Source organism: Amycolatopsis sp. NPDC021455 (assembly GCF_040640995.1).
Taxonomy (GTDB): Bacteria; Actinomycetota; Actinomycetes; order Mycobacteriales; family Pseudonocardiaceae; genus Amycolatopsis.
This window is the reverse complement of sequence record NZ_JBFACT010000013.1, coordinates 148915-175351: the sequence shown is the minus strand read 5'-3', so window position 1 is coordinate 175351 and position 26437 is coordinate 148915. Positions and strand designations below refer to the sequence as shown.

Below are 26437 nucleotides of genomic sequence, written 5' to 3'. Positions count from 1 at the left end.
TCAGGGGGGGGGCCTCCCCCGCCCCCGGGCGGGGGGCGGCGCGCGGTCGCCCCTCTTTCATCCCGCCGCCCCCCCCCCCACCCAATCCACACCCCCCCCACCTCCGCGCCGCCGGCACCGGGGCTCGTTTTGCGTATCGACAAGGCGGCATGTTAGCGCTAACGTTCCACCTCGCCTCCGCCAGTGCCGCCCGAGGGAAGGAACATCCGGTGTCCCCAAGTTTCAACCGGCGACGGCTGCTGCAAGCCGTCGGAGTCACCGCCATCGCTTCCGCCGCCGGGCCCGCCATCGGGTGGGAGAACGCCGTGGCGGCCACCGGCCCGGTGCGCCCGGACACGGGCGTGTCCGCCTTCGCGTTCGACCTCGGCCAGGTGCGGCTGACCGCGAGCCGGTGGCTGGACAACCAGAACCGGACGCAGGCCTACCTGCGGTTCGTCGACGTCGACCGGCTGCTGTACAACTTCCGCGCCAACCACCGCCTGTCCACCAACGGCGCGGCCACCAACGGCGGCTGGGACGCGCCGGACTTCCCGTTCCGCAGCCACGTGCAGGGCCATTTCCTGACGGCGTGGGCCCAGCTGTGGGCCGTCACGGGCGACACCACGTGCCGGGACAAGGCCACGTCCATGGTGGCCGAGCTGGCCAAGTGCCAGGCCAACAACGCCGCCGCCGGGTTCGGCGCCGGGTACCTCTCCGGCTTCCCCGAGGCGGACTTCGACGCCCTCGAAGCCGGGCGCCTGTCGAACGGCAACGTGCCGTACTACTGCATCCACAAGACGATGGCCGGCCTGCTGGACGTGTGGCGGTACCTCGACAGCACCCAGGCCCGCGACGTGCTGCTCAACCTCGCCGGGTGGGTCGACCGGCGGACCGCCAAGCTCACCTCGAGCCAGATGCAGTCGGTGCTGGGCACCGAGTTCGGCGGAATGAACGACGTGCTGGCCGAGCTCTACCAGTACACCGGCGACACGCGGTGGCTGACGGCCGCCCAGCGGTTCGACCACGCCGCCGTCTTCAACCCGCTGGCGGCGAACCAGGACCAGCTCAACGGGCTGCATGCCAACACCCAGGTCCCCAAGTGGATCGGTGCCGCGCGGGAGTACAAGGCCACGGGCACCACCCGCTACCGGGACATCGCGACCAACGCGTGGAACATCACCGTCGGCGCGCACACCTACGCCATCGGCGGCAACAGCCAGGCCGAGCACTTCCGCGCGCCGAACGCGATCGCGTCGTACCTGAACCAGGACACGTGCGAGAGCTGCAACACCTACAACATGCTCAAGCTGACCCGCGAGCTGTTCACGCTGTACCCGGACCGCGCCGACCTGGCCGACTACTACGAGCGCGCGCTGCTCAACCAGATGATCGGCCAGCAGAACCCGGCCGACGGCCACGGGCACGTCACGTACTTCAGCTCGCTCAACCCGGGCGGACGGCGAGGTCTCGGCCCGGCCTGGGGCGGCGGCACGTGGAGCACCGACTACAACTCGTTCTGGTGCTGCCAGGGCACCGGGCTGGAAACCCAGACGAAGCTGGCGGACTCGATCTACTTCTACGCCGGTACGACGCTGATCGTGAACCTGTACCTGCCGTCGGTGCTCACGTGGACCCAGCGCGGCATCACCGTCACCCAGACCACGTCGTACCCGGCGAGCGACACCACGACGTTGACGGTCACCGGGAACGTGAGCGGGACCTGGGCCATGCGCCTGCGCATTCCCGGCTGGACGAGCGGGGCGACCATCAGCGTCAACGGCGTCGCGCAGAACGTGACCACCACTCCCGGCAGTTACGCCACCCTGTCGCGGTCCTGGACCTCCGGCGACACGGTCACCGTCCGGCTGCCGATGAAGGTGACCCTGAAGCCGGCCAACGACAACGCGAACGTCGCCGCGGTCGCCTACGGGCCGGTCGTCCTCGCCGGCAACTACGGCACCAGCTCGCTCAGCGCGCTGCCCGCTCTCGACCAGAGCTCGATCACGCGGACCAGCAGCACCGCGCTGACCTTCAGTGCCAAAGCCAACGGCGCCGCGGTCAACCTGGTGCCCTTCTACGACGCGCAGGGCTTCAACTACACGGTCTACTGGAACACCAGTGGCACGAGCGCGACGACCAGTCACCTGGTCAACGTGGGCAGCGGGCTGCTGCTCGGGGTGGAGAACATGTCCACCGCCGACGGCGGCCGCGCGCTGCAGTGGACGGACAACGGCACCGCCGACCACAACTGGGAAATGATCACCGACGGGACCGCCGTCCGGTTCCGCAACGCCAACAGCGGCAAGGTGCTCGGGGTCCTGGACATGTCGACCGCGGACGGCGCCCGCGTCCTGCAGTGGTCGGACAACGGCACCGCGGACCACCGGTGGACCGTGCTCGACCAGGGCGACGGCACGGTGAAGATCCGCAACGTCAACAGCGGCAAGCTGCTGACCATCGAGAACGGCTCGACCGCCGCCGGCGCGTACGCCCTCCAGGGTCCCGACAACGGTGCCGCCGCCAACCGGTGGCGCATCGTGCGCAACGGCTGAGTACCGGACGGCTCACGACCGGAGGACGAATGCGGCGACGTCGTGGCCGAGCTGCCGTCCGGCGTCGTGGTCGAGCCGGGTGTGGACGCCGGAGGCGATGCGGCTGAGGCCCGCTTCGTCGGCGGCGTCCTGGAACGACGGGAACCGCCGGACCACCCCCGGCAGCGCTTCGGAACGGACTTCCACGGGCCACCGTGGCCCGTACTCCTGGCGCAGGACCAGCGCGCCCGCCTGCGAGACGACGCTGTGCGCGCCGGGGTACGCCGGATCGGCCGGAGTGGTGGCCAGGCTCGACCAGTCCGGCACGCCTCCGGTGGCCGGGTTGCCGTCCTCGCCGGCGAGCCGGATCGCGGTGACCGGCCGCCAGATCCGGTAGTGGTACTTGGCTTCGTAGAAGGCGATCACGGCGTCGGCGAAGGCCAGGTTCAGCCGAGCGAACACCCGGGCCGCGACGAGCAGGTTGCCGCGTGAACCGGCGACCGCCGACTGCGCGATCTCGTTCCAGTAGTTCCAGATCGGTGCCGCCCAGAACCGCGCCCGCACGGTTTCGTCGGCGGTGCGGGTGGTGCTGGTGTCGCGCCCGGTCGCCGCCACCTCGTTCAGCGCTTTCGCGTACCGCGCGCTGCTCAAGGCGGGGTACGGCCCGGGCCGGAACCGGTCGGCGCGGTCGAGCACGAACGGCGTCACAGCGGCCCAGTGCGTGAACGCGGCGGGCGCGAACGCGGGCGGCGTCGGCCGGTACTGCCCAGGTGCGGTGCCCGGCGGCAGCACGGGCGGGGTCGCGCCCGAGCCGTCACCGGTGCGCAGACCGAGCAGCAGCCGGGCGACCAGCTGCCCGGCGCGCACGCCGGCGGCTCGCGCGGCGGGTGGCGTCACCGCGGCGAGCTGCCCGGCCAGCAGGTCCGCGAGCGCGGCCGCCCGGGCCGGGTAGAGGGCGGCCAGCATGTCGTGGGCCGCCTGCGCCGCGGCCGCTTCCGGCGCCGCGTGGCCCGGCACGTCGACGGTGAACAGGTAGGGCCGCCCGGCGCCGGTCGTCGCGACGACGGCGTCGTGGATCGCCGCGTGCAGCAACGCGAAGCTCCGCGTCGGGTGCACGGTCGCGGGCTGCGGGCCGGCCGTGCGCACGATGGCCAGCAGCTCCCGGTTCCAGGCGAGGACGACGTCCGTGCCGCCGGGCCGGACCGGCGCCGCCGCGGCGGGGGACGGCAGGCCGGTGGTGGCGAGCGCGGCGGCGGCCGCGCCGGAGGTGACGAGCAGGTGCCGCCGCGACATCGATGTGGTCATTTCGCTCCCCGGGTCGTCGGAAGGTCTGCCCACAGATACGGTCCCCGGTTACGCGACTGTGCCGATCGTAACCCCCGCGCGTATCCCTCAGGTGGCGGGAAGAGTCGGCGGGGAGAAGGCGGGCGGTGCCGGTGGCACAGCGGTTCCGGCGCAGGCGCGCCGAACACGGCGAACAGGACGAAGCGGCACCACGCCCGCGGTTGCACGCGGTCGGCGCGGACGTCTACCCGGACTGGGAGGCGGTCTACCGCGACAACGTCGACCGCGTCTACCGGCTGATGTTCTCGAAGGTGGGCAACCGGCCCGACGCCGAAGACCTCACCACGGAGGTCTTCCTGACGGCGCTGCGGCCGTTGCGCGTCTCGGCGAGCGTGGGCGAGGTGCGGGCGTACCTGCTGGCCACCTCGCGGACCGTGCTCGCCGGGCACTGGCGGCGCACGCTCGGCCGGGAGATCACCACCCTGGACGAGGAACGCGACATCGCCGCGTTCGAAGCCGGCGCCGTGGACCCGGGCGTCCTGGCCCGCGCCGAGGCGATCCTCGGGCAGCTGCCCGAACGCTACGGCCGGATCCTGCGCCTGCGGTTCCTGCAGGCGTGTTCGCTGAAGGAAGCGGCGGCGGAGCTGGGCACCACCGTCGGCAACGCGAAAGTGCTGCAGCACCGCGCACTGCGTCAGGCGGCTCAGCTGGCGGAAGGGATGGAGACGTGAGCACTCGAGGCGTCCGCCGGTTCGTCAAGGACCTCCTGCGGCGGCGACGGCCGCGCCCGTTCGCCGCCGGTCCCGGTGACGAGGCCGAACTGCGGACCGCGGTGCTGCTGCGCGCCGCCCGGCCGGGCGGCGCGGCGGCGAGCGAGGAGTTCGTCGCCGGGCTGCACCGCCGGCTCGCCCAGGAGCTCGGCGAGCCCGGGCCCGCGCCCGGGGGCAGCCGCCGCCGGTTCATCCAGGTGTCGTCGGCCGCCGCGGTGGCGGCCGCGGCCGGTGCCGGGGTGGAGTACCTGGTGACCTCCGGCGCCGAACCGGCCGCGGCACCCCCGCCGGAGGAGACGCTGCGGCCGGAGAACGGCCGGTGGCGGGCCGTCGTCGCGGCGCGCGACCTGCCCGAGGGCGGGGTGCTGCCGTTCGACTTCGGGGCGGTGGCGGGGTTCGTGCACCGCTCCGGCGGCCAGGTGCGAGCCGTGTCGGCGACCTGCACGCACCTCGGCTGCCGGCTGAACCTGGACGCACCGGCGGGGCGGCTGAACTGCCCGTGCCACCGGACGTCGTTCGCCGTGGACGGCGCGGTCTTGACGCATCAGTTGCCGGTGACGCCGCCGTCGTTGCCGCATCTGGTGGTGCGGGAGGCCGGGGGAGTGGTGGAGGTGCTGGTTCCGCCGGCGGGAGCGTAGGCGTGGTCTGGTTGTGGTGGTGCTGCCGTGGGTGGTGTGGTCTTGACGCACCAGTTGCCGGTGACGCCGCCGTCGTTGCCGCATCTGGTGGTGCGGGAGGTTGGGGGAGTGGTGGAGGTGCTGGTTCCGCCGACGGGAGCGTAGGCGTGACCGCCGGCTGTCCGAACCGGACAGTCCTATCGGGACACTGTCACGAAGCGCCGTCCGCGGTGAGCCGCTCCCGGACCTCCGCGGCCTCGGGCATGCGCAGGTCTTCGTAGATCGGGAGGGCCGCCGACCAGAGCCGGTGGGCCTCGGCGGCCGCGCCCGTCCGGGCGTGGGCTTCGGCCAGCCCGTCCAGCGACCGGGCTTCCAGCTCGCGGTCCTCGATCGCCCGGGCGTGGGCCAGGGCCTGCTCGTGGTGCGAGAGGGCCTCGGCGTTCCGGCCGGCCGCGCGGGCCGTCCGGCCCTGCCCGTTGAGGGCGGCGCATTCGATCCGGCGGTCGCCGAGCTTCGCGGCCAGTGTCTGGGCCTGCTGGTGTGCCTCGGCCGCTTCCCGGAGCCGTCCCGTGTCCTCGTAGGCGATGCCGAGGTTGACGAGGACCTCCGCTTCGCCGACCGGGTCGCCGATCTCGCGGAACACGGCGATCGCCTGCTCGTGGTGCTCGAGCGCCTCGGCGTGGCGGCCCCAGCGCGAGAGGATCCGGCCGAGGCTGGTGCGCGCCACCGATTCGGCGGCGCGGTCGCCGATGTCGTGCAGGATCCGCAGGGCGCGCTGGTGGTGGTCGTAGGCCTCCCGCAGCCGTCCGTAGCTCTGCAGGGCGTCGCCGAGGTCGTTGAGGATCCGGCCCTGCCCCACCCGCTGGCCGGTCTCCGCGTAGATCTCGGCGGCCTGCCGGTAGCACGACACCGCGTCCTCGTGCCGGCCCATGATGTGCTGCACCTGGCCGATGTTGGCCAGCGCGACGGCTTCCTGGACGCGGTCGCCCACGTCCCGGCTGAGGGCCAGCGCCCGGCGGTAGCTCGCGAGCGCGTCGGGGTAGCGGCGGACCCGACCTTCATTGTGGCCCATGGCGATCACGGTCCGTGCTTCCCCGGCGCGGTCGCCGAGCCGCCGGAACAGCTCGAGGGCCTGCCGGTAGTGCTCGTCGGCGTCGCCGTAGGCGCCGGACCGGGCGTGCGACCGCCCGAGCTCCAGCAGCCCGCGGGCCTGCCCGGCCGGGTCGCCGAGCCGCTCGGCCGCCGACAGCGCGCGCCGGTGGACGGAAAACGCGTCGGCGTTGTGGAAGCCGACGCTCAGGTACTGCTCGATCGCCCGCGCCAGCTTGACGGCGTAACCCGCCAGCTCACCGTCCGCGGTGCGCGTGATCGCGACCAGCGTCAGCCGTTCGGTGTCCAGCCACGCCTTCGCGGCGGCCGCCGACGCGGGCGACGGCTTGTCCGGTTCGGCTTCGTCTCGGCGCCAGCGCACGGTTTCCGGGAACACGACGTCCATCGCGGCCAGCGCGGCCGACAGGTAGAACTCGTAGAGGTTCTTCAGCGCGTTTCGCCGGTCGGCCTCGGTGAGCCGCTGGTGGGCGCGTTCCCGGGCGAAGGCCCGGAGCAGGTCGTGCATCGTCCAGCGGTCCGTGCCCGAAGCCTCGACGAGGTGGGCGCCCTTCAGCACGTCGAGCAGCAGCCTGCCGCCGTGGGGATCGGTACCGGCGAGCACGGCGGCGGCCTCGGCGTCGACGTCCTGGCCGGGATGCAGGCCCAGCGCCCAGAACAGGCGGTTCGCCGCGGGTGGCAGGTGCCGTTCGGACCAGGAGAACACCGCCCGCACGGCGGTTTCGGCATCGGCGCCTGCCTCCAGCAGGTCCAGCCGGCGTCGCTCGTCGGCGAGGTCATCGAGGCCCACCCGGCCGCACCGGACGACGAGTTCGGCCGCGACGCGCAGCGCCAGCGGCAGCCGGGCGCAGTGCGTGGCCAGGTCTTCGAGCTCAGCCGGGCCGGCGACCCCGTCGCCGACGAGCTGCCGGAGCAGCTCGACCGCCTCGCCGGGGCCCAGCACGTCCAGTGCGACCCGGCGGGCGCCGTCCCGGGCCACCAGCCCGGCGAGGTCGTCCCTGCTGGTGATCACCACGCTGCTGCCCGGCCCGCCGGGCAGCAGCGGACGGACGTGCGCGGCGTCGCGGGCGTTGTCGAGCACCACGAGCACGCGTTTTTCGGCGGTCAGGCTCCGGTACAGCGCGACCTGCGTCCGCAGTGTGTCGGGCTGGTGCTCGGCGGGCACCCCGAACGCGATCAGGAACCCGCGCAGCGCCTCCTCGGCCGGCAGCACGCCGCCGGGGTCGAAGCCCTGCAGGTTGACGTAGAGCTGCCCGTCGGGGAAGCGGGCGGCGACGCGGTGCGCCCAGTGCACCGCCAGCGCCGTCTTGCCCACCCCCGCGGTTCCGCACACCGCGAGGACGGCGGCCGGGCCCGCTTGCTCCGCGGCGGCGTCGAGGGCCGTGAGTTCCGCCTGGCGCCCGGTGAACTGCGGCACGACGGGCGGCAGCTGGGCCGGCCGCGCCGGCACGGGCGCCCGCCCGGGTCTGGGTGCGGCGAGCAGCCGGGGATCGTGGGCGAGGATGCGGCGCTGGATGGCCGTCAACGCGGGGGAGGGCTCCACCCCGGCGTTTTCGACGAGCTCGTACCGGGCGCGCCGGAATGTCTCCAGCGCGTCCGCCTGGCGGCCCGCGCGGTACAGGGCCGTCATCAGCTGTCCCCACAGCCGTTCGTGCGCGGCGTGGGCCGCGGTCAGGTCCGTCAGCTCGGCGACGAGCTCTCCGCCGAGCCCGGCGAGCAGGTCGGCGTCGATGCGGTCCTGCAGGGCGTCGAGGCGGACGCGCGCCAGCCGCGTCCGTTCCGCTTCCAGCGCGGCGATCCCGTCGAACTCGGCGTACGCCGTGCCCCGCCACAGGCCGAGCGCCGCGATCAGCCGTTCGCGCCCGGCTTCGGTGTCGCCGTCGGCCAGCGCCGTGTGCCCGTCGTGGGCCAGCCGCCGGAACCGCACCGCGTCCACGCTCTCCGGGGCGAGCAGCACGTATCCCGGTGCCCGCGTGCCGATCAGCCCGGCCATCGGGGCCAGCGCCCGGCGCAGCCGCGAGACGTAGGTGCGGACCGTCCGCTCGGCGTCCGGTGGCGGCTCGGGACCCCAGAGCTCGGACACGAAGACGGCCACGCTCACGGGCCGTCCGGCGTACGCCGCGAGCAGCGCCACCATCGCCCGCAGCCGGGGACCGCCCGGATCGAGCAGGACGCCGCCGGCCTCGGCCTCGAACGGTCCCAGCACCCGAAGATCGATGTCCGGCTCCCGCCGACCCGTCATCCGGCCCTCCGCACAGCCACGTTCCGCCGTGATGAGGAGCACCCGCCCGGCACGGGGGATACGTCGCTGGTCCGAACGGTGGAGCGGCGACGTGCCTTCCGCGCCGGGCGGGCTCCGGCGGTTCGGTGATCTTAGCGGCAAGAAACCCGGACAGGGACCGGACATTCCGTCCCGGCCGATCAGTCCACAATGGACACTATTCCGGCGGGACGGTCACGACCCACCGTTCGGGACGCCGTCGCAGGTAGCCCCACCAGTACAGCGCCGACACCACCAGGACCCCGGCGGTGATGCCGAGGTCGAGCGCGCTCTGCTCGACCAGGACGTAGGCCAGCGCGGCGACGGCGAGCACCGGCACGACCGGCCAGGCCGGCATGCGCCAGACGTGCGGTTTCCGGTGCGCCGCCCGGCGGGCGCCGAGCGCGGCGGCCGCGACGCTGAGGTAGAGCGCGACGACGGCGACCCCGGTGACGCCGCTGAGCGTGTCCACCGGCACGAAACACAGGACGGCCTCCGACAGCCCGACGACGAGGGTGGCGACCCACGGCGAGCCGAACCGGGCGCTCACCACGCTCATCGCGCGGTTCACCGGCGTCGGCCACGCCTGGTCGCGTGCCGAGGCGAAGAGCACCCGCGAGTTCTGGATGACCATGACGATCACCGCGTTCACGATCGCCGCCGCGATGCACAGGCTGATCGCGACACCGACGCCGGAGTTGCTCCAGCCGGTGACGAGTGCGGTGAGGTCGACGCCGGCGAGCGCGGCGGTGTCCGGCACGGCGAGGGTGATCGCGACGACCGGCACGAGGATGACCACGGCGCTGATCCCGAGCGTCCAGAACACCGTCCTGGCGACGGTCCGGCGCGGCTCGCGCATCTCCTCGGCGAGGTAGACGGCGGTGCTGAAGCCCTGCGTCACGAACAACGCGACGGCGAGCCCGGCGACGACGGTGATCAGCCCGATCCCGCTCGTGCCGAGGCTCGGCTGGACCAGCACGGCCGGGCTCTGCGTGGCGTGGGTGAACCCGAGCAGGGACACGGCGAAGATCGCGACGATCTCGATGACCAGGAAGATCCCGGTGATCCAGGCGTTGGACCGCAGGTTCAGCAGCCCCATCACGGTGGACGCGAGCATGACGACCGCACCGGCGACCGGCGGGCTCACGTCGGCGACCACGGTGAGGTAGTCGGCGACGCCGATCGCGATGATCGGGGGCACGACGAGGATGACGATGAACGACAGCATGAACGTCAGCCAGCCGGCGAACCGGTTCGCCACTGTCGTCACCATCGCGTACTCGCCGCCGGCGCTCGGGATCAGCGTGCCGAGTTCGGAGTAGCAGAAGGCGATCCCGACGCAGAGCACCACCGCGAGGGCGATGGCGAGCGCGGTGCCGGTGCCGAGGTCGGCGAACAGCGGGGGCACGAGGACGAACAGCGACGACGCCGGCGTCACGCAGCTGAGCGTCAGCAGCGTGCCGCCGCCGACGCCGATGGACCGGGTCAGCGCGCGGGCGGTCCCCGGGCCGGCGGCCGCGGTGACGTCGGGCGGGGCGGGAGTGCGGGGCATGGGGCGTACCCTCCGGCCGGGGACAAGGTGCGACGGATGGAACAGCACCGTTTCGGTGTTGTCAACGCCACGAAGACGACTGAATCCGTTGCGGGGGCGGCTCGCTTCCTTCGGAATTAGTCACTGGTTGTGACGGCGTGCCGGGTTTGCCCGGCGCCGCCCGTCGGGGATGATCCGGGGCGTGAGCAGCAGCCAGGACACCCCGAACCGGCCCGCGCCGCCGGTGCTCGACGAGATCTCGCGGCAGATCATCGCGCAGCTGCAGGAGGACGGGCGTCGCGCCTACGCGACCATCGGCAAGGCCGTCGGCCTGTCGGAGGCGGCCGTCCGGCAGCGGGTGCAGCGGCTGTCGGACTCCGGCGTCATCCAGATCGTCGCCGTCTCGGATCCCTTGCAGGTCGGGCTCTTCCGGCAGGCGATGATCGCGATCACCGTCGACGGCCCGCTGGAACCGGTCGGGGACGCGCTGGCCGAAATGGACGAAATCGCGTACGTCATCCTCTGCGCCGGGCGCTACGACGTGCTCTGCGAGGCGGTCTGCGCCGACGACGAGGAACTGCTCCAGCTGATCTCGACGCGGATCCGCGCGCTGCCCGGCGTCCGGCACGCGGAGGCGATGGTCTACCTCAAGCTGCGGAAACAGACCTACCAGTGGGGCACTCGCTGAGGGTGACGACGAAATCCGAAGCTTCGCTCGGGATCTTGGCCATGAATTAGTCGTACAGGTTCGTCTGGACGACTGAATCACTTGCATCTGGGTTCGTGACGTGCGATAACCGAGCCATGACCACTACCGCCGAGCCTGTTTCCGCCGACGCCGCCGGCCTGGCCAAGGCCGCCCGCAGCAACCTCTGGATGCACTTCACCCGGCACTCCGCCTACGACGAGACCGACGTCCCGGTGATCGTGCGCGGCGAAGGCGCGTACATCTGGGACGCCCGCGGGAAGCGTTACCTGGACGGGCTGGCCGGGCTGTTCGCGGTCCAGGTCGGCCACGGTCGCGAAGAGCTCGCCGAAGCCGCCGCGCGGCAGACGAAGCAGCTCGCCTACTTCCCGCTGTGGGGCCACGCGCACCCGACGGCGATCGAGCTGGCTTCACGGCTGGCCGACGCGTCGCCCGGCGACCTGAACCGCGTGTTCTTCACGGTGAGCGGCGGCGAGTCGGTCGAGACGGCGTGGAAGCTGGCCAAGCAGTACTTCAAGCTCGTCGGGAAACCGGGCAAGCACAAGGTGATCAGCCGCGCGCTGGCCTACCACGGCACCTCGCAGGGCGCGCTGTCGATCACCGGCATCCCGGGCGCGAAGGCCGACTTCGAGCCGCTGGTGCCGAGCACCCTGCGCGTGCCGAACACGAACTTCTACCGCGCGCCCGAGCACGCCGACGACTACGAGGCCTACGGCCGCTGGGCCGCCGACCAGATCGAGCAGGCCATCGAGTTCGAGGGCGCGGACACGGTCGCGGCGGTGTTCCTGGAGCCGGTGCAGAACACCGGCGGCTGTTTCGTCCCGCCGCCCGGCTACTTCGCCCGGGTTCGCGAGATCTGCGACAAGCACGACGTGCTGCTGGTGTCGGACGAGGTGATCTGCGCGTTCGGCCGGGTCGGCCACGACTTCGCCGCCAAGCGCTACGGCTACCAGCCGGACATCATCACCACGGCGAAGGGCTTGACGTCGGGGTACGCGCCGCTGGGCGCGGTGCTGGCGTCGGAGCGGCTGATGGAGCCGTTCACCCACGGCGAGACGACGTTCATGCACGGCTCGACCTACGGCGGGCACCCGGTCTCGTGCGCGGTGGCGCTGGCCAACCTCGACCTGATCGCGCGCGAGGACCTCTACGGCCACGTGCTGTCCCGCGAAACGGCCTTCAGGTCCACTTTGGACAAGCTGGCCGACCTCCCGATCGTCGGCGACATCCGCGGCGCGGGCTTCTTCTACGGCATCGAGCTGGTGAAGGACAAGAAGACGAAGGAGACGTTCAGCGCGGACGAGTCGGAGCGCGTCCTGCGCGGCTTCCTGTCCGAGGCGCTGTTCGAGGCGGGGCTGTACTGCCGCGCCGACGACCGCGCCGAGCCGGTCGTGCAGCTGTCGCCGCCGCTGATCTGCGACCAGCCGCAGTTCGACGAGATGGAGCAGATCCTGCGGGACACCCTGACCCGCGCCTGGGCACTGCTCTGACAGCTCGCCCAGCCCGCAGCGAAAAGCCGTGAAGGCCCCCTTACCGGCGCTAAGAGCCGGTAAGGGGGCCTTCACGGCACTTGGCGACGTTATGGCCGGTGGACGATCGTGCCGTCGACGACGGTCAGTGCGATGGGGGCGTCGGCCAGTTCGTCCGGAGCCGTGCGCAGCGGGTCGAGTGTGAAGGCCGTGAGGTCGGCGCGTGCGCCGGCTCTGATTCCGCCGGTCCGGCCGGCGGCCAGAGCCGCGAGCGACGTGTAGCCCTCCAACGCCATCAGCGGCGTCAGGCCCTGATCCGGTCGCACCGGCGGGACTTCCGGTTCGCCCGCCGGGCGGCGCAGCTGGGCCTCGGCGAGGATGCGGCGCGGGTCGAACGGCGCGATCGGCCAGTCGGAACCCAGGACGACCGGGACCCCGGCGTCACGCAGGTCGCGGCAGCGCCACGCCCGGCCGGCGCGTTCGCCGCCGAGACGGGACGACCAGTTGTCCGTGTGGTCGGCGCGAGTGAAGTGGCTGTGGCTCGGCTGCATGCTCGCGACGACGCCCTGCCGCCGGAACCGGCCGATCAGCTCGGTCGGCAGCGTCTCGATGTGCTCGATGCGGTGCGGCGCGGCCGCGGGACGGCCGAGGCCGTCGAGGGTTTCCAGGACGTACCGCACGGCCGCGTCGCCGATGGCATGCGTCGCGGTCGGGACACCCGCCGCGGCGAGCAGGTGCACGGCCTTCGTGTACGCGGCGGGGTCGGTCCAGAAGCATTCGGCCGACTCGCCGTGGGCGTCGGGTTCCTCCAGCCACGCCGTGCCGTTGTCGATCGTGCCGTCGATGAAGAACTTCACGCCGGCGATCTCCCAGCGGCGGCCACCACGGCCCTGGAGGGGGATCAGTGCCTCCGCGTCGGCGCCCGGTTCGCACCAGGGGGCGAACCGCAGGCGCAGCGGGAGGTCGCCGAGGTCCTCGGCCGCGGCGACGACCTCGGCGCTGTCGCCGAGCAGGTCCATGACGTGGCCGCCGGTGAGCCCGGTGGCGGCCATCTCGCCGAGCAGCGCGCGCAGCCGGGCCGCCCGGGCCGCCACCGGTTCCCGGGGGACGTGCCCGGCGACCAGCTCCATGGCGGCCGCCTCCAGCAGCAGGCCGGTCGGCCGCCCGTGCTCGTCGCAGACCACGCTCGATCGCTGGGCGAACGACCGGGGGCCGTCGACGCCGGCGATCCGCAGCGCGGCCGGGGTGGCCACGGCGGAGTGCGCGTCGAACAACCGCACGAAGGCCGGGCGATCGCCGACCGCGGCCTCGATCGGCGCGCTGGTGACCGGCCGGTCGCCGAAGACGTTGGGGTCCAGGCCCCACGCCTGGAGCCAGGCGTCCGCCGGCCGTCCGGCGGCCGCGGCCGCCAGCAGGGCCTGCACCTCGCCGAGGGAGCGGGCGGCGGACAGGTCGACGTCGGCGGTGAGCTGCAAGCCCATCACCGGGTGCAGGTGCCCGTCGACCAGCCCGGGGGTCACCGTGGCGCCGCCCAGGTCGACGACTTCGGTGCCGGGGCCGCGCCAGTCGCGGACGTCCCGGCGGTCACCGACGGCGGTGACGACGCCGTCGGTGATCGCGATGGCCTCGACCGGCCGGCCGTCGCCGGCCAGCGTGTGCACGGTGTCGGCGCAGACGACGAGATTCACGCGGGGATCCCTTCGGGGGTGGCCTGGGTTTCGCCGTCGCCCTCGCCGATGCGCGCGTACGCGGCGGGGCGCCGCTTGCGCAGCCAGACGGCGACCGCGCCGCCGATCACCATCGTCGCCGGGACGATGCTGACGAGCACCACGTTCACCGTCGCCGACGCGGCGGTGAGCAGGCCGACGCTGTCGACGAGGACGTAGGTCGCGACCGCCAGGAGCACGGAGGAGACGATCCCGGCGCCCAGCGCGACCGGGGTGCTCGCGGCCTTGTTCCGCCGCAGGAAGTACGCGACGGTGGCGATCGCGGTGAGGGTCTGCAGCACCAGGATCCCGATCACGCCCGGGGTGTTCACCCACAGCAGCAGCTTCGTGTACGGGTCGGCGCCGGTGATCGCGAACACCGCGATGACCGCGACCGCGAGCACGGTCTGCACGATGCTCGCGCGGTACGGCGAGCCGTACCGGGGGTGGACCTTCCCGACCCACGCCGGCAGGAGCCCGTCCTGCGCGAGGGCGTGGGTGTAGCGGGTGATCGCGTTGTGGAAGGCGAGCTGCGCGGCGTAGACACTGCTGATCACGAGCAGGTGCATGACGGTGGCGGCCCAGGATCCGACGTAGGTGCCGATGGCGGTGAAGAACAGGCCGCCGACGTCGCCCGCGGCCGCGCCGACGACCTGGCCGCTGCCGAACGCCTGGATGACCGCCCAGACGATGAAACCGTAGAAGACGGCCATGAAGCCGACCGCGATGTAGGTCGCGCGGGGAATCGTGCGCTCGGGGTTCCGGGCCTCGCGGCGGTACAGCACGGTGGACTCGAAGCCCATGAAGGCGGCGAAACCGAAGGCGAGCACGCCGCCCATGCCCGGGCTGAAGACGGCGCTCGGGGCGAAGGACTTCGCGTCGACGCCGGACGCGCCGCCGTGCGCCAGGACACCGGTCGCCATCAGCAGCAGGATTCCCGATTCGAGGACGAGGAGCACGCCGAGGACCTTCGCGCCGACGTCGATCCCCAGCCAGGCGACCAGCAGCACGAGCGCGACGGCGACGAGGGCGATGACCGGCCACGGGACCTCCAGCCCGAAGACGTCGGCCAGCGTGGCCTTGGCCTGCGCGGCGAAGAGCCCGTAGACCCCGATCTGGAGGGTGTTGTACGACATGAGCGCCAGCAGGGCGGCGGCGAATCCCCAGCTCTTGCCGAGGCCTTTCGCGATATAGGCGTAGAAGGCCCCGGCGGTGTCCTCGTACCGGGTCATCCGGGTGAACGCCACGGCGAACACGGTCAGCACGATCCCGGCCGCGAGGTAGGCGACCGGGGCGCCGATCCCGCCGACCAGGATGGCCAGCGGCGCGACGCCGGCCATGACGGTCAGCGGGGCCGCGGCCGCCACGACCATGAAGACGAGGCTGCCCGTCCCGAGGACGCCGCGTTTGAGGGAGTCGGGGGCGGGGGCGGGCGAAGATCCGGTCATGGTGGCGTCCTCTCGGGCATGGGATGCTTAACCGAACGACATTCGCTTAAGGATGCGCCCGCGCGTCGGGGTCGTCAAGGATTTCGTCGACCGTTACCGTCGGTGGCGACCGATCTAGTGGAGGATTTGTGGTACAGCGACGAAAACGGTTGCTCGATACCGAAGCGATCCTCGATGCCGCTCTGGCGTGCATCGACGACACCGGCCGGCTGACGATGGCCGAGCTGGCCACCCGGCTCGGCGTGAGCGCGTCCTCGATCTACCACCACTTCAGCGGCCGGACCGCGATCGTCGAGGCCCTGCGCGAACGGATGGCCACGGCGATCGAACCGGCGCCGCTGGACGGGAGCGACTGGGGCGAGCAGGTCGCCCGGTGGATGCGCGGCTACCGGCGGGCACTGGCCGAGCACCCGGCCCTGATCCCGCTGCTGAACGAGCAGACGATGACCGCGGGGCCGGTCCTCCACGCCTACGAACGCATCGCGATCCTCTTGCGCCACAACGGCGTTCCCGTGCGCGAGGTCGTCCTGTGGATCGGCGTGCTCGACTGCTACGCGGTGGGGTCGGCCCTCGATCTCGCGGCGCCGGACGAGGTCTGGCGGCTCGAGCGGGACGACCTGCCCACCCTCGGCGACGCGATCGGCGCGGCACCGAGGGGCCGCGACCGTGCCGACGAAGCGTTCGACCTCGGCCTGGAAGCCCTGCTGACGGGACTGCGCCGGCGGCTCGCCGCCGGGTGATCCGCTCCGGCCCGGAGCACGTCAGGCCACGAGAACTGCCCGTTTTCCTCTGCCGCCCGGCCGTGGCTTGTCCTCCAATGGAAGAGTGGTGGAGAACGCGCTGATGCGAAAAGTGCGGCAGTCGATCATCGGGGGCGACCTGGCGATGACCGGCCCCTTCGGCCGCCGCCGCGTGACATATGCCGACTTCACCGCTTCCGGGCGTGCGGTCTCGTTCATCGAGGACTTCATCCGCGACCACGTGCTTCCCTGGTACGCCAACACCCACAGCGAGTCTTCGGCCACCGCGGCGCAGACCACGGCGCTGCGCGAAGAAGCCCGTGCGGTGATCCGGGACGCCGTCGGCGGTGACGACGACACGGTCGTCATCTTCACCGGCTCGGGTTCCACCGGAGCCATCGACAAGCTGATCACCGTTCTCGGCCTGCGCCTTCCGGTCGCGCCGCCGGACCGGCCGGTCGTTTTCCTCGGCCCCTACGAGCACCACTCCAACGAGCTGCCGTGGCGGGAGTCGAGCTGCGACGTGGTCGCGATCCCGGAGGACGCCGACGGCCACGTGTCCCTGCCCGCCCTGCGCGACGAACTCCTCCGCCACGCCGCCCGGCCCCTGAAGATCGGGTCGTTCTCCGCGGCGTCGAACGTGACCGGCATCCTCACCGACACCGCGGCGGTCACCGACCTCCTGCACGCGCACGGCGCCCTCGCGTTCTGGGACTGTGCGGCGGCCGCGCCGCACGGAGGCGTGCGCATGGGGCACAAGGACGCGATGTTCCTGTCGCCGCACAAGTTCCCCGGCGGTCCCGGCACCCCGGGAGTGCTGGTGGTGCGGCGGGCGCTCCTGCGGAACCGGGTGCCGAGCGTGCCCGGCGGCGGCACTGTGGCCTTCGTCAGCGCGACGGACCACCACTACCTCGGCGACGCCGCGCAGCGGGAGGAAGGCGGCACGCCGGCGATCGTCGAATCCGTCCGGGCGGGGCTGGTGTTCGGCCTGCAGCGGGCGGTCGGCGTCGAGGCCATCCGCGAACGGGAGCAGGCGGTGCTGCGACGCGCGCTGGAGTCGTGGTCGGCCCAGGAGAACCTCGAGGTGCTCGGCAATTCCGACGCCGACCGGCTGGCCATCGTGTCGCTGCTGGTGCACGGGCCGAGCGGGAAGCTGTTGCACCACAACTACGTGGCGGCGCTGCTCAACGACCTGTACGGCATCCAGACCCGTGGCGGCTGTTCCTGCGCCGGCCCCTACGGGCACCGCCTGCTCGGGATCGGCCCGGCCCGCTCGCGGCGGTTCCGGGACGACGTGCTCGCCGGCCGGGAAGGCGGCAAGCCGGGCTGGGTCCGGATCAGCTTCGACTACACGATGTCCGACGCGGTGGCCGGCTACGTGATCGAGGCGGTGCGCCAGGTCGCGGCGAGGGGGTGGACGCTGCTGCCGGACTACCGGTTCGACCCGGCGACCGGGCGCTGGCGCCACTGCCGCGCGGCCGAGCCCCGGCTGAGCCTGTCCGGCCTGCGGTACACCGCGGACGACGTGCGCCCACCGTCCGATGAGGACGCACTGCCGGAGGCCGCCTTGCGGGCGCACCTCGCAGACGCGGACCGGATCCTCGGCGCGGCGGCCGGCCCGAGGCTCGGCCGGGTGGCCGGCGGCTTCGAAGACGCACAGTGGTTCGAACTGCCGCCGGGGTGCGTGGCGACCGCTGCCGCGATGCCTTGAACGACTCGTTCAAGTCGTCCGACGACCTGAACGAGTCGTTCATGACATCCGGTCCCCGCGCAGGTAGCGGGTCACCATGGCGACGAGTTCGTTCTCGAACGTCTCGACGGGGATGGCCCGCGGGGCGGCCATGAACTTGTGCGTGTTGATCTCGACGGTGAACAGGATCAGGTCGGCGGCGACGTCCGCGTCGCCGACGTGGACGTCGGGGTGCCGGACGAGGACGTCGCGGACCTGGGCCGTGCGCAGCTTCCCGTGCCGGTCCATCGTGTCGCGCAGCTCCTGCGACATCGGGATCTCTTCGATCATCACCCGGAGCAGCTGCGGATCGTCGTCGTGGTTGTCGATCGCGTCGCGGACCAGCGCCCGGACCGTCGCCTCCAGTGTCCCGGGCGAGAGGTCGAGCTCGTCGGCGCCGGCCCAGGTGCCGCGGTCGATGTGCCGGACCAGGAGCTCGGCGAGGATGGCGTCCTTGTTGGGGAAGTACTGGTACAGCGAGCCGATGGAGATGCGGGCGCGCTCGGCGATGCGGTTGGTGGTGCCGGCGGCGTAGCCGTGGTCGGCGAAAACGTGAGCAGCCGCCGTCAGGATGCGCTCGCGCGTGAGTTCGGCGCGGACCTGGCGGGGCTTCCGACGTGGGTCCAAGCGACGGTTTCCGGTGGGCATCCCGGTTCTCCTCCCCGCGGGCAAAAGCGAGTAGCAAGTATCTGAGCTAATGCTCATAATAGTGCTGTGAGCTGGGAAAACAACACTCTGGTCAGGGCGCTCCCGCGCCTGGAGACGGTCGGCGAGATCGAGGCGATCCTGGGCAGGCCGCCGTCGATGATCATGCTGAAGACGGTCGCCGCCCTCGACGAGGGCTGCCGGGCGGTCCTGGCGCACAGCCCGCTCGCGGGCTTCGGCTACCGCGACGCCGGCGGCGTCGGCCGTACGACGTTCATCGGCGGCGCGCCGGGATTCGTGCGCGTTCACTCGCCGACGCGGATGTCGTTCACCCTGCCCGACGGCGAGGCGCACGGCCCGGTCTCGTTCGTCTTCCTGCTGCCGGGTGTCGGGGAAGCGCTGCGCGTCAACGGTTCCGTGGCCAAGCGGAAGGGCGCCGAGACGTTCGTCGACGTCCAGGAAGCATACGTGCACTGCGCGCAGGCCGTGATCCGCTCTCGCCTCTGGTTTTCAGGGGGTCCGGGTGGCGGAGCCCCCCGGCCGGGGGCGGAGCCCCGGATGTCCCAGCAGCCGCCCGCCCCGGCCGGTGCGGTGCCCGAGGTCGGGGGAGCGGGCCCGCTGGGCAACCCCGGCGTGGCGGAGTTCCTCGCCGCGGCCCCGTTCCTCGCTCTGTCCACTTGGGACGACTCCGGCGGCGCGGACACCAGCCCGCGCGGCGACCGGCAGGCCGTCGCCCGGATCCTCGACGGCCGCACGCTCGTCATCCCCGACCGGAAGGGGAACAAGCGCGCGGACAGCCTGCACAACCTCCTCCGGGACGACCGGCTTTCCTTCGCCGCCCTCGTCCCGGGCCGGACCGGCGTGCTGCACGTGCGCGGCCGGGGCTGGATCACCGACGACCCCGCGCTGCTGGAGACGATGGCGTTGCGGGGGACACCGCCGCACGCGGCGCTGGTCATCGACGTCGAACACGCGGAAGTGACCGCCAATGAAGCCCTGACGCGCTCGCGGGTGTGGACCGCGGCGCGTCCCGGACCCGGCGCGGCGCCGGATCTCATGGTCGTGGCCGGAAACCACCTCGCCGCGAACATGGCCGGCGCGGGTCCGCTCGCCCGCCTGCTCAAGGCCGTGACGAGGATCCCGGGCATCGGCCGGATGCTGCGGCCGGTGTTCAACCGCGCGTCCCGGTCCGGGTTGCGGAAGGAGGGCTACGACGACGTCACGATCGGTGGACGACAGTCCATTGTGGAGTCCGAAGCGGCGAATCCGTTGCGGGAGGTGCGGATCGCCGAGGTGCGCCGCGAGACGCCCAGTGCGGTCACGCTCGTGCTCGAAGACCCCGGGCGCTCGTTCGACTTCCGGCCCGGGCAGTTCTTCACGCTGGTGACCGACATCGACGGCCGGCCGGTGCGGCGAGCGTACTCGGCGTCGTCGGCACCCGGGGCACCCCGGCTGGAGGTGACGGTCAAACAGGTCGACGGCGGCCGGTTCTCGACCCACGTCCACCGGAACCTGCGCGCCGGCGACCGGCTGTCCGTCCGCGGTCCCTCGGGAGCGTTCCACGTCGACCCGGCGGCGGCGCACGAGGTCGTCCTGATCGCCGCGGGCAGCGGGATCACGCCGATGATGAGCATGATCCGCACCCTGACGGCCGGCCGGATCGCGCTCCTCTACAGCAGCCGCAGCCACGAGGAGATGATCTTCGCGGACGAGCTTTCCCGGCTGGCGGAAGAACATCCGGAGCGGCTGGCGGTCACGCCGATCCTGACGCGGGAGCGGGGACGGCTCGACGCCGCCGGCGTGCACGACTGGCTCGCCGGGCTGCGGCTGTCGGAAGAGGTCCAGTACTACGTGTGCGGACCCGAGGCGTTGACGGACGTGGTCCTCGGCGTCCTGACCGAGCGCGGTGTGCCGGACGACCACGTGCACCACGAGCGCTACACCAGTGGGACGGACGTGACCACGGTGGCGACGGTGCCGCGGAAGATGCTCGTCGAGGACGGCACGCACGAGGTCGGTTCCCTGGTGGTCGAGCCCGGCCAGACGCTGCTCGACGCCGGCCTGGCGGCGGGGCTGCCGCTGCCGTACTCGTGCACGGTCGGCAACTGCGGGGACTGCATGGTGAAGCTCCGCGGCGGTGAGGTCGCCATGGCCGGCCCGAACTGCCTGACACCCGAGCAGAAGGCGGACGGTCACATCCTGACGTGCGTGGGCCTGCCGCTGTCCGACGTCACCGTGGACATCGCCGAGCCGTGACGGCCGTCAGTCGTTCTGGCTCTCACCGTCCAGTCGCTGGTACAGGGATCGGCTTCGGGCGAGCTGTTCCCCGGCTCGCCGGGTGTCGCCGCGACGCTCGTACACGGCGGCGAGTGCCTGGCACGCGTCCGCGAGCCTGGCGTGCTCGCCGAGGTCTCCGGCCATGGCGCAACTGGCGTTCAGCAGCTCGACCGCCTCGTCGAACCGGTCGAGCTCCGCGACGACCACCCCCAGCCGGCGCAGCTGGCCGGCGATGCCGGGCGGGTCGCCGAGCTCCCGGCGTACGTCCAGGCTCCGCTGGTGGAGTCGGCGCGCCTCGGCGAGGCGACCCGTACGGCGATGGAGTTCGGCGAGGTCCGAGAGTGATTTCGCGTGCGCGCCGAGATCGGACATCTTCCGGCTGAGGTCGCCCTGTTCGACGAGGTACTGCTCGGCGTCGGCGAACAGTTCCAGGGTCTGCGCGGCTCGCGCGCACTTGCCGAGGGCGGTCGCCGTGGCGCGCGGGTCCTCCAGCTGCCGTGCCGATGTCACGGCCGCGTCGAGGAACCGGGCCGCCGAAGATCGGTCGGCGGCCGCGCCGCACGCCCTGGACAGCTCGGCCAGGGTGACCGCGACCTTCCGGTCGTCGCCCGCGGCGCGGTCCAGTTCGAGGCGCGTACGCTGTGCCTCCGCCGCGGCTCGCGGATCGCCCGCTTCGAGGCAAGTCGTGGCCAGGCCCGCGAGGAGTTCGGCCTTGGCCTCGAGGTCGCCGTGACGATCGGCCAGGGCGATACCGGTGGCGAGGACCCGTCGTGCCTTCTCGAATCGGCCCTGCTTCCGGAGAATCCGGCCGCGGAGGTTCAGGAACCGCACATGGTCGCCGAAGCTTTCCGTCTCCAGTGCCGCCTGGATCCCTTGCCGCACTTCGTGTTCTGCCTCGCCGAGATGACGCAGGTCAGTCAACGCGGTGACGATCTCGGTGCGGAGCTGCGCGGCGGTCGCGAAGTCCGTCGACGCTTCGGCGACCTCGAGGTCGTGACGGAGCAGTTCGAGGGCTTCGGCGCTTCGCCCCGCTTTGAGTCTCATCTGGGCCGCGGCGCGGCGGAGGTCTGTTTCCGCCTTTCGGTCACCCAGGAGTCGCGCTATCGGCAAGACTCGCCGATAGCACACTTCGGCGTCATCGAACCGGTACTGGCCGGAATAGCTTCGGAAAATCCCGCTCAGAGACTCGACTGCCGGTTCGTCGACGGTGGATGGCAGCTGAAGAACCCGTTCGACGAAGGGGTGAGCGGAGTCGAATTCACGACGGGTGATGTGCACACATGCTATCATGCTCACGACTTGATGCGTCCCGAACGAATTTCCCGCTCTTTCACGCACTGAGCAAGCTTCGTGAAGTTTGCCGAGCCCCTCGTCGAATCTTCCAGCATTGAAGTACGCGTAGGCGGAATCGACGAGACCCCAGCCGTGCCGGTATGAGTCGATGCCCATGGTGGATCGGATTTCGAGCGCCCGGGTGTGCGCTGCGATGGCCTCTCGGTAGCGGCCGGAGTCGGAGAAGGCGTAGCCCAGGTTGTCCCAGGCGAAGCATTCCTGGCCGGGATCTCCTCTGGTGCCGAGTATTTCGATGCGTCGTACCGCGCAGGCGATTCCCTCGGCGAGCCTGCCGGCGTCGAAGTACAGGTTGAAGAGTGCGTGCAGCGCGCGTTCGAGAAGTTCGCTGTGCTCTTGGACGAGATTCTCATATTCCGCATAACAGCGAAGTGCTTCGGTGACCCGGCCCTGCCGGAAGCAGGCCTCCCCGAGGGCGCCGATCGTCCATCCTTCGGTTTCGAGGCGAAGGCCGCGCGCCTGTTCTCGCTGTTCCCGCAGGATGGAGATTGCGCGCGTGTGGTCACCGAGAAGGGAGTACGTCGTTCCCCGAGCCGTCGACGCGGTGGTGATCCCGTCGGGATCTCCGAGTGCTTCGGCGACTGCCGTCCAGCGGTCATGGTGATCCCGGCACACCGGAATCTTCCCCACTTGCCGCGCCGCTTGGCACAGTTCGTCGAGAACGTCGGCTTCGAGGCGGAGGTCGGCCGCGTCGATCGCGAAGCGGTGGGCGAGCAACTGGGCCTCATAGGCCTGTTTTGCGTCGCCGTACTGCCCCACGATGCTGCCGCGAAGGCTGACCGCTTTCGCCTTGCCGGTCGAGTCGCCGAAGGAGTCGTAGATCGCATACGCGCGGTCAAGCCATTCGACGGCGTCGGAGACCTGGGTGCGGTAGCGATCCGCCCATGCTCTTCGCATGAGGGTTTCGGCTTCGAACCACCGATCTCCGAGCTCCCGCCAGATCTCCGCCGCCTGCTTGAGTGCGTCGGTCGCTTCGTCGAACAAAAGCTCGTAGGTGCACACGTCGGCGAGGACCAGCAGGGCCCACCCTTCGGCACGCCGGTCGCCGGCCGTTCGCAAGCGAGCCAAAGCCGTTGTCGCCGTATCGTGTGCTTGGCGGCTCCGGCCGGACACCAATTGAGCCTTCGCCAGGTAGACGAGGGCGTTCGCGTCGTCGGGTCGCTCGTCACCGAGGTCGACGTGCGTGTGCGCCACGGCGTTCATGAGCCGCAGGTGGCTGCCGACCATGATTTTGCCGTCCCCGTCGGCCGGCCGGAAGGCAGCCGTCAAGGTGCGGTGCCAGTCGTCGAAGTTGCGGCGTTCGTGGAAGAACGGGGAGAGCAGGCAGGCCAGTTCGGCCGAGAGCCGGGGATTTCCTTCGTCCAGGACGATCGCCACCAAGTTCCCGCGCTCCGTCTCGAGCCACGAGATCGCTTCGCCGTACGTGCGGAAGTGGCGGTCGACGGCCAGCCTCGGATCGAGCCACGAAACCGCGGCGGCCGCGCGGTCGCGGTACCAGAGGCACATCCGGTTCAGCGCGTCGTCGTCCTGGGAGCTCGTCAGGTGCCGGGCGTAGAGGCGGAGCAGGTCGTGCATCCGGTACCGGCCCGGCAGGTACTGATCCGCGAGGTTCGCCCGGACGAGCTCGGCGACCAGTGCTCTCCCCTCCCTGACCGACCCGCCCGCCAAGGCGCTGATCGCCTCGAGACCGGCGTCGGCTCCCGGCTGCGCGCCGAGGCAGCGGAACAGGCCGGCGGCCGGCGGCGACAGCGCCCGGTAAGACCACGAGAAGACCGATTCGAGATCGGTCCGGGGATCCCCGGCCTCCAGCCCGGCGAGCCTGCTTCTTTCGTCCTGGAGTTCGTCGGCGAAGGCGGTCAGGGGAAACTGCGGATCGGCCGCGCCGCGGGCGGCGGCGATCGTCAGCGCCAGCGGCAGACCGGCACACGACCGGACGAGGGAGGAGACCGCCTCCGGCTCGGCGGTCATCCGCTCGTCTCCGAGCTGCCGCGCGAGGAGCTCGCGTGCGTCGCCGGGTGACAGCATGTCGAGGGTGACGAGCCGGGCGCTGTCCCGCACCACCAGTTCGGTCAGCCGGTTCCGGCTCGTGATGACGACGGCGCAGGCCGGGCTGCCCGGCAGCAGCGGCCTGACCTGTTCGCTGTCCCGGGCGTTGTCCAGGACGACCAGGAGCCGGCGCCCGGCCACCAGGCTCCGGTACAGGGCGGAGAGCGCCTGCGGCTCGGCCGGCATGCTGTCCGCGGGGATCCGGAAGGCGGCGAGAAAGCCACGCAGCGCCTCCTCCGGCGGCATCGGCGCACCGGCGGGTTCGAACCCGCGCAGGTTGACGTACAGCTGACCGTCCGGGAACCGCTCCGCCGCGCGGTGCGCCCAGGTCAGGGCCAGCGTGGTCTTCCCGATCCCCGCGGCGCCGTCGATCGCGGAGACGATGACGGTCCCCGGCCGGTCGTCGTTCGCGAGCACCGTGTCCAGCTCGGCCAGCTGGGCCGCACGCCCGACGAAATCGCGTGCGGACGCGGGCAGTTGCCGGGGCTTCGGGAACTCGACGGGGGCGTCGACGTGCCAGTGCACCCCGCCCCGGATCGTGTTCGCCTGCACCGCCGCAGCCGCGGTCCCGGTCACGGTGTCGTCCACGGAAACGGAACCTCCCGGCTGCGTCGGCGGTGCCTCAGGGAACAGTGTGCCGGTGCTCGCCCGCGGCGGCGAGGCCGAGCGGAAACCGTTGCCGCCGGGCTTTCGAAACTCGATCGAAACTTTTTGCGTGGCCCTCCGGCGTCGTGCTCTCCTGCTGAAGAGCAGGTGAACTTCATCGATTCGTCCAGATCGCCGTCGGCGTCTCCTGGGCGTGCGCCCGGAAGGAGACCACGGATGGCAGGGAGTTCGTCGGAACGGCGGTGGTGGCGGTCGCCGGCCGTCCGGGTGCTGGCGGGAGTGGCCTCCGTGGCCACGACGGCCGTCGTGCTGGTGACGGCACCCGGCGCCGACGCCGCGGCAAGCACGCTGGGGGCGGCCGCCGCCCAGTCCGGCCGGTACTTCGGCACCGCGATCGCCGCCGGCCGGCTGGGGGATTCGGCCTACACCACGATCGCGGCGCGCGAGTTCAACATGGTGACGCCCGAAAACGAGATGAAGCCGGACGCGACCGAGCCCAACCAGAACCAGTTCAACTTCTCGTCGGGCGACCAGGTCTACAACTGGGCGGTCAGCCACGGCTCCCGGGTCCGCGGGCACACCCTCGCGTGGCACTCGCAGCAGCCGGGGTGGATGCAGAGCATGAGCGGCAGCACGCTGCGCAACGCGATGATCAACCACATCCAGAAGGTCATGGCCCATTACCAGGGCAAACTCGCGTACTGGGACGTGGTCAACGAGGCGTTCAACGAGGACGGCAGCCGCCGCCAGTCGAACCTGCAGGCCACCGGCAACGACTGGATCGAGGTCGCGTTCCGGACGGCTCGGGCGGCCGACCCGTCGGTCAAGCTCTGCTACAACGACTACAACATCGACAACTGGAGCTACGGCAAGACGCAGGGCGTGTACCGCATGATCCAGGACTTCAAGTCCCGCGGCGTGCCGATCGACTGCGTCGGCCTGCAGGCCCACTTCACCGGCGGCAGCTCGCTCCCGGGCAACTTCCAGACCACGATCTCCAGCTTCGCGGCGCTCGGCGTCGACGTGGCGCTCACCGAGGTCGACGTCACGAACGCGTCCACTTCGCAGTACGCGGGGCTGACCCAGGCGTGCATGAACGTCGCGCGCTGCGTGGGCATCACCGTGTGGGGCGTGCGTGACAGCGATTCGTGGCGGTCCAACGAAAGCCCGCTCCTGTTCGACGGCGGCGGCAACAAGAAAGCGGCCTACAACTCGGTGCTGAACGCCCTCAACGCCGGCGGCCCGACGACAACACCCACTACGCCGACGGGCCCGACGACGACCACGACGACGGGTCCGACGACGACACCGACCACCACGACCACGCCGCCGGGCGGGGGAAGTTGCACCGCCACGCTGTCGGCGGGACAGTCGTGGAGCGACCGGTACAACCTCAACGTCTCGGTCAGCGGCTCCACTACGTGGACGGTCACCATGAACGTGCCCAGCCCCGCGAGGATCAGCGCCACCTGGAACATCAACGCCAGCTGGCCCAGCAGCCAGGTCCTCATCGCGAAACCCAACGGCAACGGCAACAACTGGGGCGTCACCATCATGACCAACGGAAACCGGAACTGGCCCACGGTCAGTTGCAGTACCTCCTGAGGGACGAGGAGGGTGGTGGGTGACTCGTTCG

Annotated in this window: 16 protein-coding genes; 9 read left to right on the top strand and 7 right to left on the bottom strand. The window is 71.6% G+C overall.

Annotation, left to right across the window (positions count from 1 at the left end):
- Window positions 1-209: 209 nt before the first annotated feature.
- Window positions 210-2531, top strand: a complete 2322-nt coding sequence (locus tag AB0G28_RS18780) for a beta-L-arabinofuranosidase domain-containing protein (protein WP_361089847.1) — start codon at window positions 210-212, stop codon at window positions 2529-2531.
- A 12-nt stretch (window positions 2532-2543) separates the two neighbouring features.
- Here the strand turns inward: AB0G28_RS18780 and AB0G28_RS18775 are convergent, their stop codons facing one another.
- Window positions 2544-3815 (bottom strand): vanadium-dependent haloperoxidase, encoded by a 1272-nt coding sequence (locus AB0G28_RS18775; protein WP_361089844.1) that lies wholly within the window; start codon window positions 3813-3815, stop codon window positions 2544-2546.
- 125 nt (window positions 3816-3940) lie between these two features.
- Between AB0G28_RS18775 and AB0G28_RS18770 the strand changes: the two genes are divergently transcribed.
- Complete coding sequence (locus AB0G28_RS18770; protein WP_361089841.1) at window positions 3941-4525, top strand: sigma-70 family RNA polymerase sigma factor; 585 nt, start codon at window positions 3941-3943, stop codon at window positions 4523-4525.
- A complete protein-coding gene (locus tag AB0G28_RS18765; RefSeq protein ID WP_361089839.1) occupies window positions 4522-5202 on the top strand; it encodes a Rieske (2Fe-2S) protein in 681 nt (226 codons plus the stop codon). Before AB0G28_RS18770 ends, AB0G28_RS18765 begins: the two co-directional genes overlap by 4 nt.
- A 190-nt stretch (window positions 5203-5392) precedes the next feature.
- On the opposite strand, the gene AB0G28_RS18760 is transcribed toward AB0G28_RS18765, so the two are convergent.
- The gene (locus tag AB0G28_RS18760; RefSeq protein ID WP_361089837.1) at window positions 5393-8530 is read right to left on the bottom strand and encodes a tetratricopeptide repeat protein; all 3138 of its coding nucleotides are present in this window, start codon (window positions 8528-8530) and stop codon (window positions 5393-5395) included.
- Window positions 8531-8726: 196 nt separating this feature from the next.
- Complete coding sequence (locus tag AB0G28_RS18755) at window positions 8727-10100, bottom strand: APC family permease (RefSeq protein ID WP_361089835.1); 1374 nt, start codon at window positions 10098-10100, stop codon at window positions 8727-8729.
- Window positions 10101-10269: 169 nt separating this feature from the next.
- On the opposite strand from AB0G28_RS18755, the gene AB0G28_RS18750 reads away from it, so the two are divergent.
- Together AB0G28_RS18750 and AB0G28_RS18745 are read left to right on the top strand one after the other, a co-directional pair.
- Window positions 10270-10767: an Lrp/AsnC family transcriptional regulator gene (locus AB0G28_RS18750; RefSeq protein ID WP_361089833.1), complete on the top strand. Its 498-nt coding sequence runs from the start codon at window positions 10270-10272 to the stop codon at window positions 10765-10767.
- 116 nt (window positions 10768-10883) lie between these two features.
- Entirely contained in the window at window positions 10884-12275 is a 1392-nt protein-coding gene (locus AB0G28_RS18745; protein ID WP_361089831.1) for an aspartate aminotransferase family protein, read from the top strand.
- An 89-nt stretch (window positions 12276-12364) separates the two neighbouring features.
- Here AB0G28_RS18745 and AB0G28_RS18740 read toward each other — a convergent pair whose 3' ends face one another.
- Together AB0G28_RS18740 and AB0G28_RS18735 are read right to left on the bottom strand one after the other, a co-directional pair.
- A complete protein-coding gene (locus AB0G28_RS18740) occupies window positions 12365-13942 on the bottom strand; it encodes an amidohydrolase (RefSeq protein ID WP_361089829.1) in 1578 nt (525 codons plus the stop codon).
- Window positions 13939-15408 (bottom strand): APC family permease, encoded by a 1470-nt coding sequence (locus tag AB0G28_RS18735; RefSeq protein WP_361089827.1) that lies wholly within the window; start codon window positions 15406-15408, stop codon window positions 13939-13941. Before AB0G28_RS18735 ends, AB0G28_RS18740 begins: the two co-directional genes overlap by 4 nt.
- A gap of 149 nt (window positions 15409-15557) precedes the next feature.
- Between AB0G28_RS18735 and AB0G28_RS18730 the strand changes: the two genes are divergently transcribed.
- Complete coding sequence (locus tag AB0G28_RS18730) at window positions 15558-16148, top strand: TetR/AcrR family transcriptional regulator (protein WP_361089825.1); 591 nt, start codon at window positions 15558-15560, stop codon at window positions 16146-16148.
- Between the two features lie 103 nt (window positions 16149-16251).
- Window positions 16252-17859, top strand: coding sequence for an aminotransferase class V-fold PLP-dependent enzyme (locus AB0G28_RS18725; protein ID WP_361089823.1), 1608 nt, complete (start codon window positions 16252-16254; stop codon window positions 17857-17859).
- A 39-nt stretch (window positions 17860-17898) separates the two neighbouring features.
- Here AB0G28_RS18725 and AB0G28_RS18720 read toward each other — a convergent pair whose 3' ends face one another.
- A complete protein-coding gene (locus AB0G28_RS18720; RefSeq protein WP_361089821.1) occupies window positions 17899-18525 on the bottom strand; it encodes a TetR/AcrR family transcriptional regulator in 627 nt (208 codons plus the stop codon).
- Window positions 18526-18591: 66 nt separating this feature from the next.
- Between AB0G28_RS18720 and AB0G28_RS18715 the strand changes: the two genes are divergently transcribed.
- A complete protein-coding gene (locus tag AB0G28_RS18715) occupies window positions 18592-20778 on the top strand; it encodes a 2Fe-2S iron-sulfur cluster-binding protein (RefSeq protein WP_361089819.1) in 2187 nt (728 codons plus the stop codon).
- 6 nt (window positions 20779-20784) lie between these two features.
- Here AB0G28_RS18715 and AB0G28_RS18710 read toward each other — a convergent pair whose 3' ends face one another.
- A complete protein-coding gene (locus AB0G28_RS18710; protein ID WP_361089871.1) occupies window positions 20785-24612 on the bottom strand; it encodes a tetratricopeptide repeat protein in 3828 nt (1275 codons plus the stop codon).
- Between the two features lie 405 nt (window positions 24613-25017).
- Here AB0G28_RS18710 and AB0G28_RS18705 point away from each other — a divergent pair, with 405 nt between their 5' ends.
- Window positions 25018-26406 carry an endo-1,4-beta-xylanase gene (locus AB0G28_RS18705; protein WP_361089817.1) on the top strand — a complete coding sequence of 463 codons (1389 nt, stop codon included), beginning with the start codon at window positions 25018-25020 and terminating at the stop codon, window positions 26404-26406.
- The last annotated feature ends 31 nt before the right edge of the window (window positions 26407-26437 follow it).

What these genes read in the sequence shown, in the direction of transcription:
- AB0G28_RS18775 (WP_361089844.1), bottom strand. Translation starts at nt 3,815, where the DNA reads ATGACCACATCGATGTCGCGGCGGCACCTGCTCGTCACCTCCGGCGCG.
- AB0G28_RS18760 (WP_361089837.1), bottom strand. Translation starts at nt 8,530, where the DNA reads ATGACGGGTCGGCGGGAGCCGGACATCGATCTTCGGGTGCTGGGACCG.
- AB0G28_RS18755 (WP_361089835.1), bottom strand. Translation starts at nt 10,100, where the DNA reads ATGCCCCGCACTCCCGCCCCGCCCGACGTCACCGCGGCCGCCGGCCCG.
- AB0G28_RS18750 (WP_361089833.1), top strand. Translation starts at nt 10,270, where the DNA reads ATGATCCGGGGCGTGAGCAGCAGCCAGGACACCCCGAACCGGCCCGCG.
- AB0G28_RS18745 (WP_361089831.1), top strand. Translation starts at nt 10,884, where the DNA reads ATGACCACTACCGCCGAGCCTGTTTCCGCCGACGCCGCCGGCCTGGCC.
- AB0G28_RS18735 (WP_361089827.1), bottom strand. Translation starts at nt 15,408, where the DNA reads ATGACCGGATCTTCGCCCGCCCCCGCCCCCGACTCCCTCAAACGCGGC.
- AB0G28_RS18725 (WP_361089823.1), top strand. Translation starts at nt 16,252, where the DNA reads ATGCGAAAAGTGCGGCAGTCGATCATCGGGGGCGACCTGGCGATGACC.
- AB0G28_RS18720 (WP_361089821.1), bottom strand. Translation starts at nt 18,525, where the DNA reads ATGCCCACCGGAAACCGTCGCTTGGACCCACGTCGGAAGCCCCGCCAG.
- AB0G28_RS18705 (WP_361089817.1), top strand. Translation starts at nt 25,018, where the DNA reads ATGGCAGGGAGTTCGTCGGAACGGCGGTGGTGGCGGTCGCCGGCCGTC.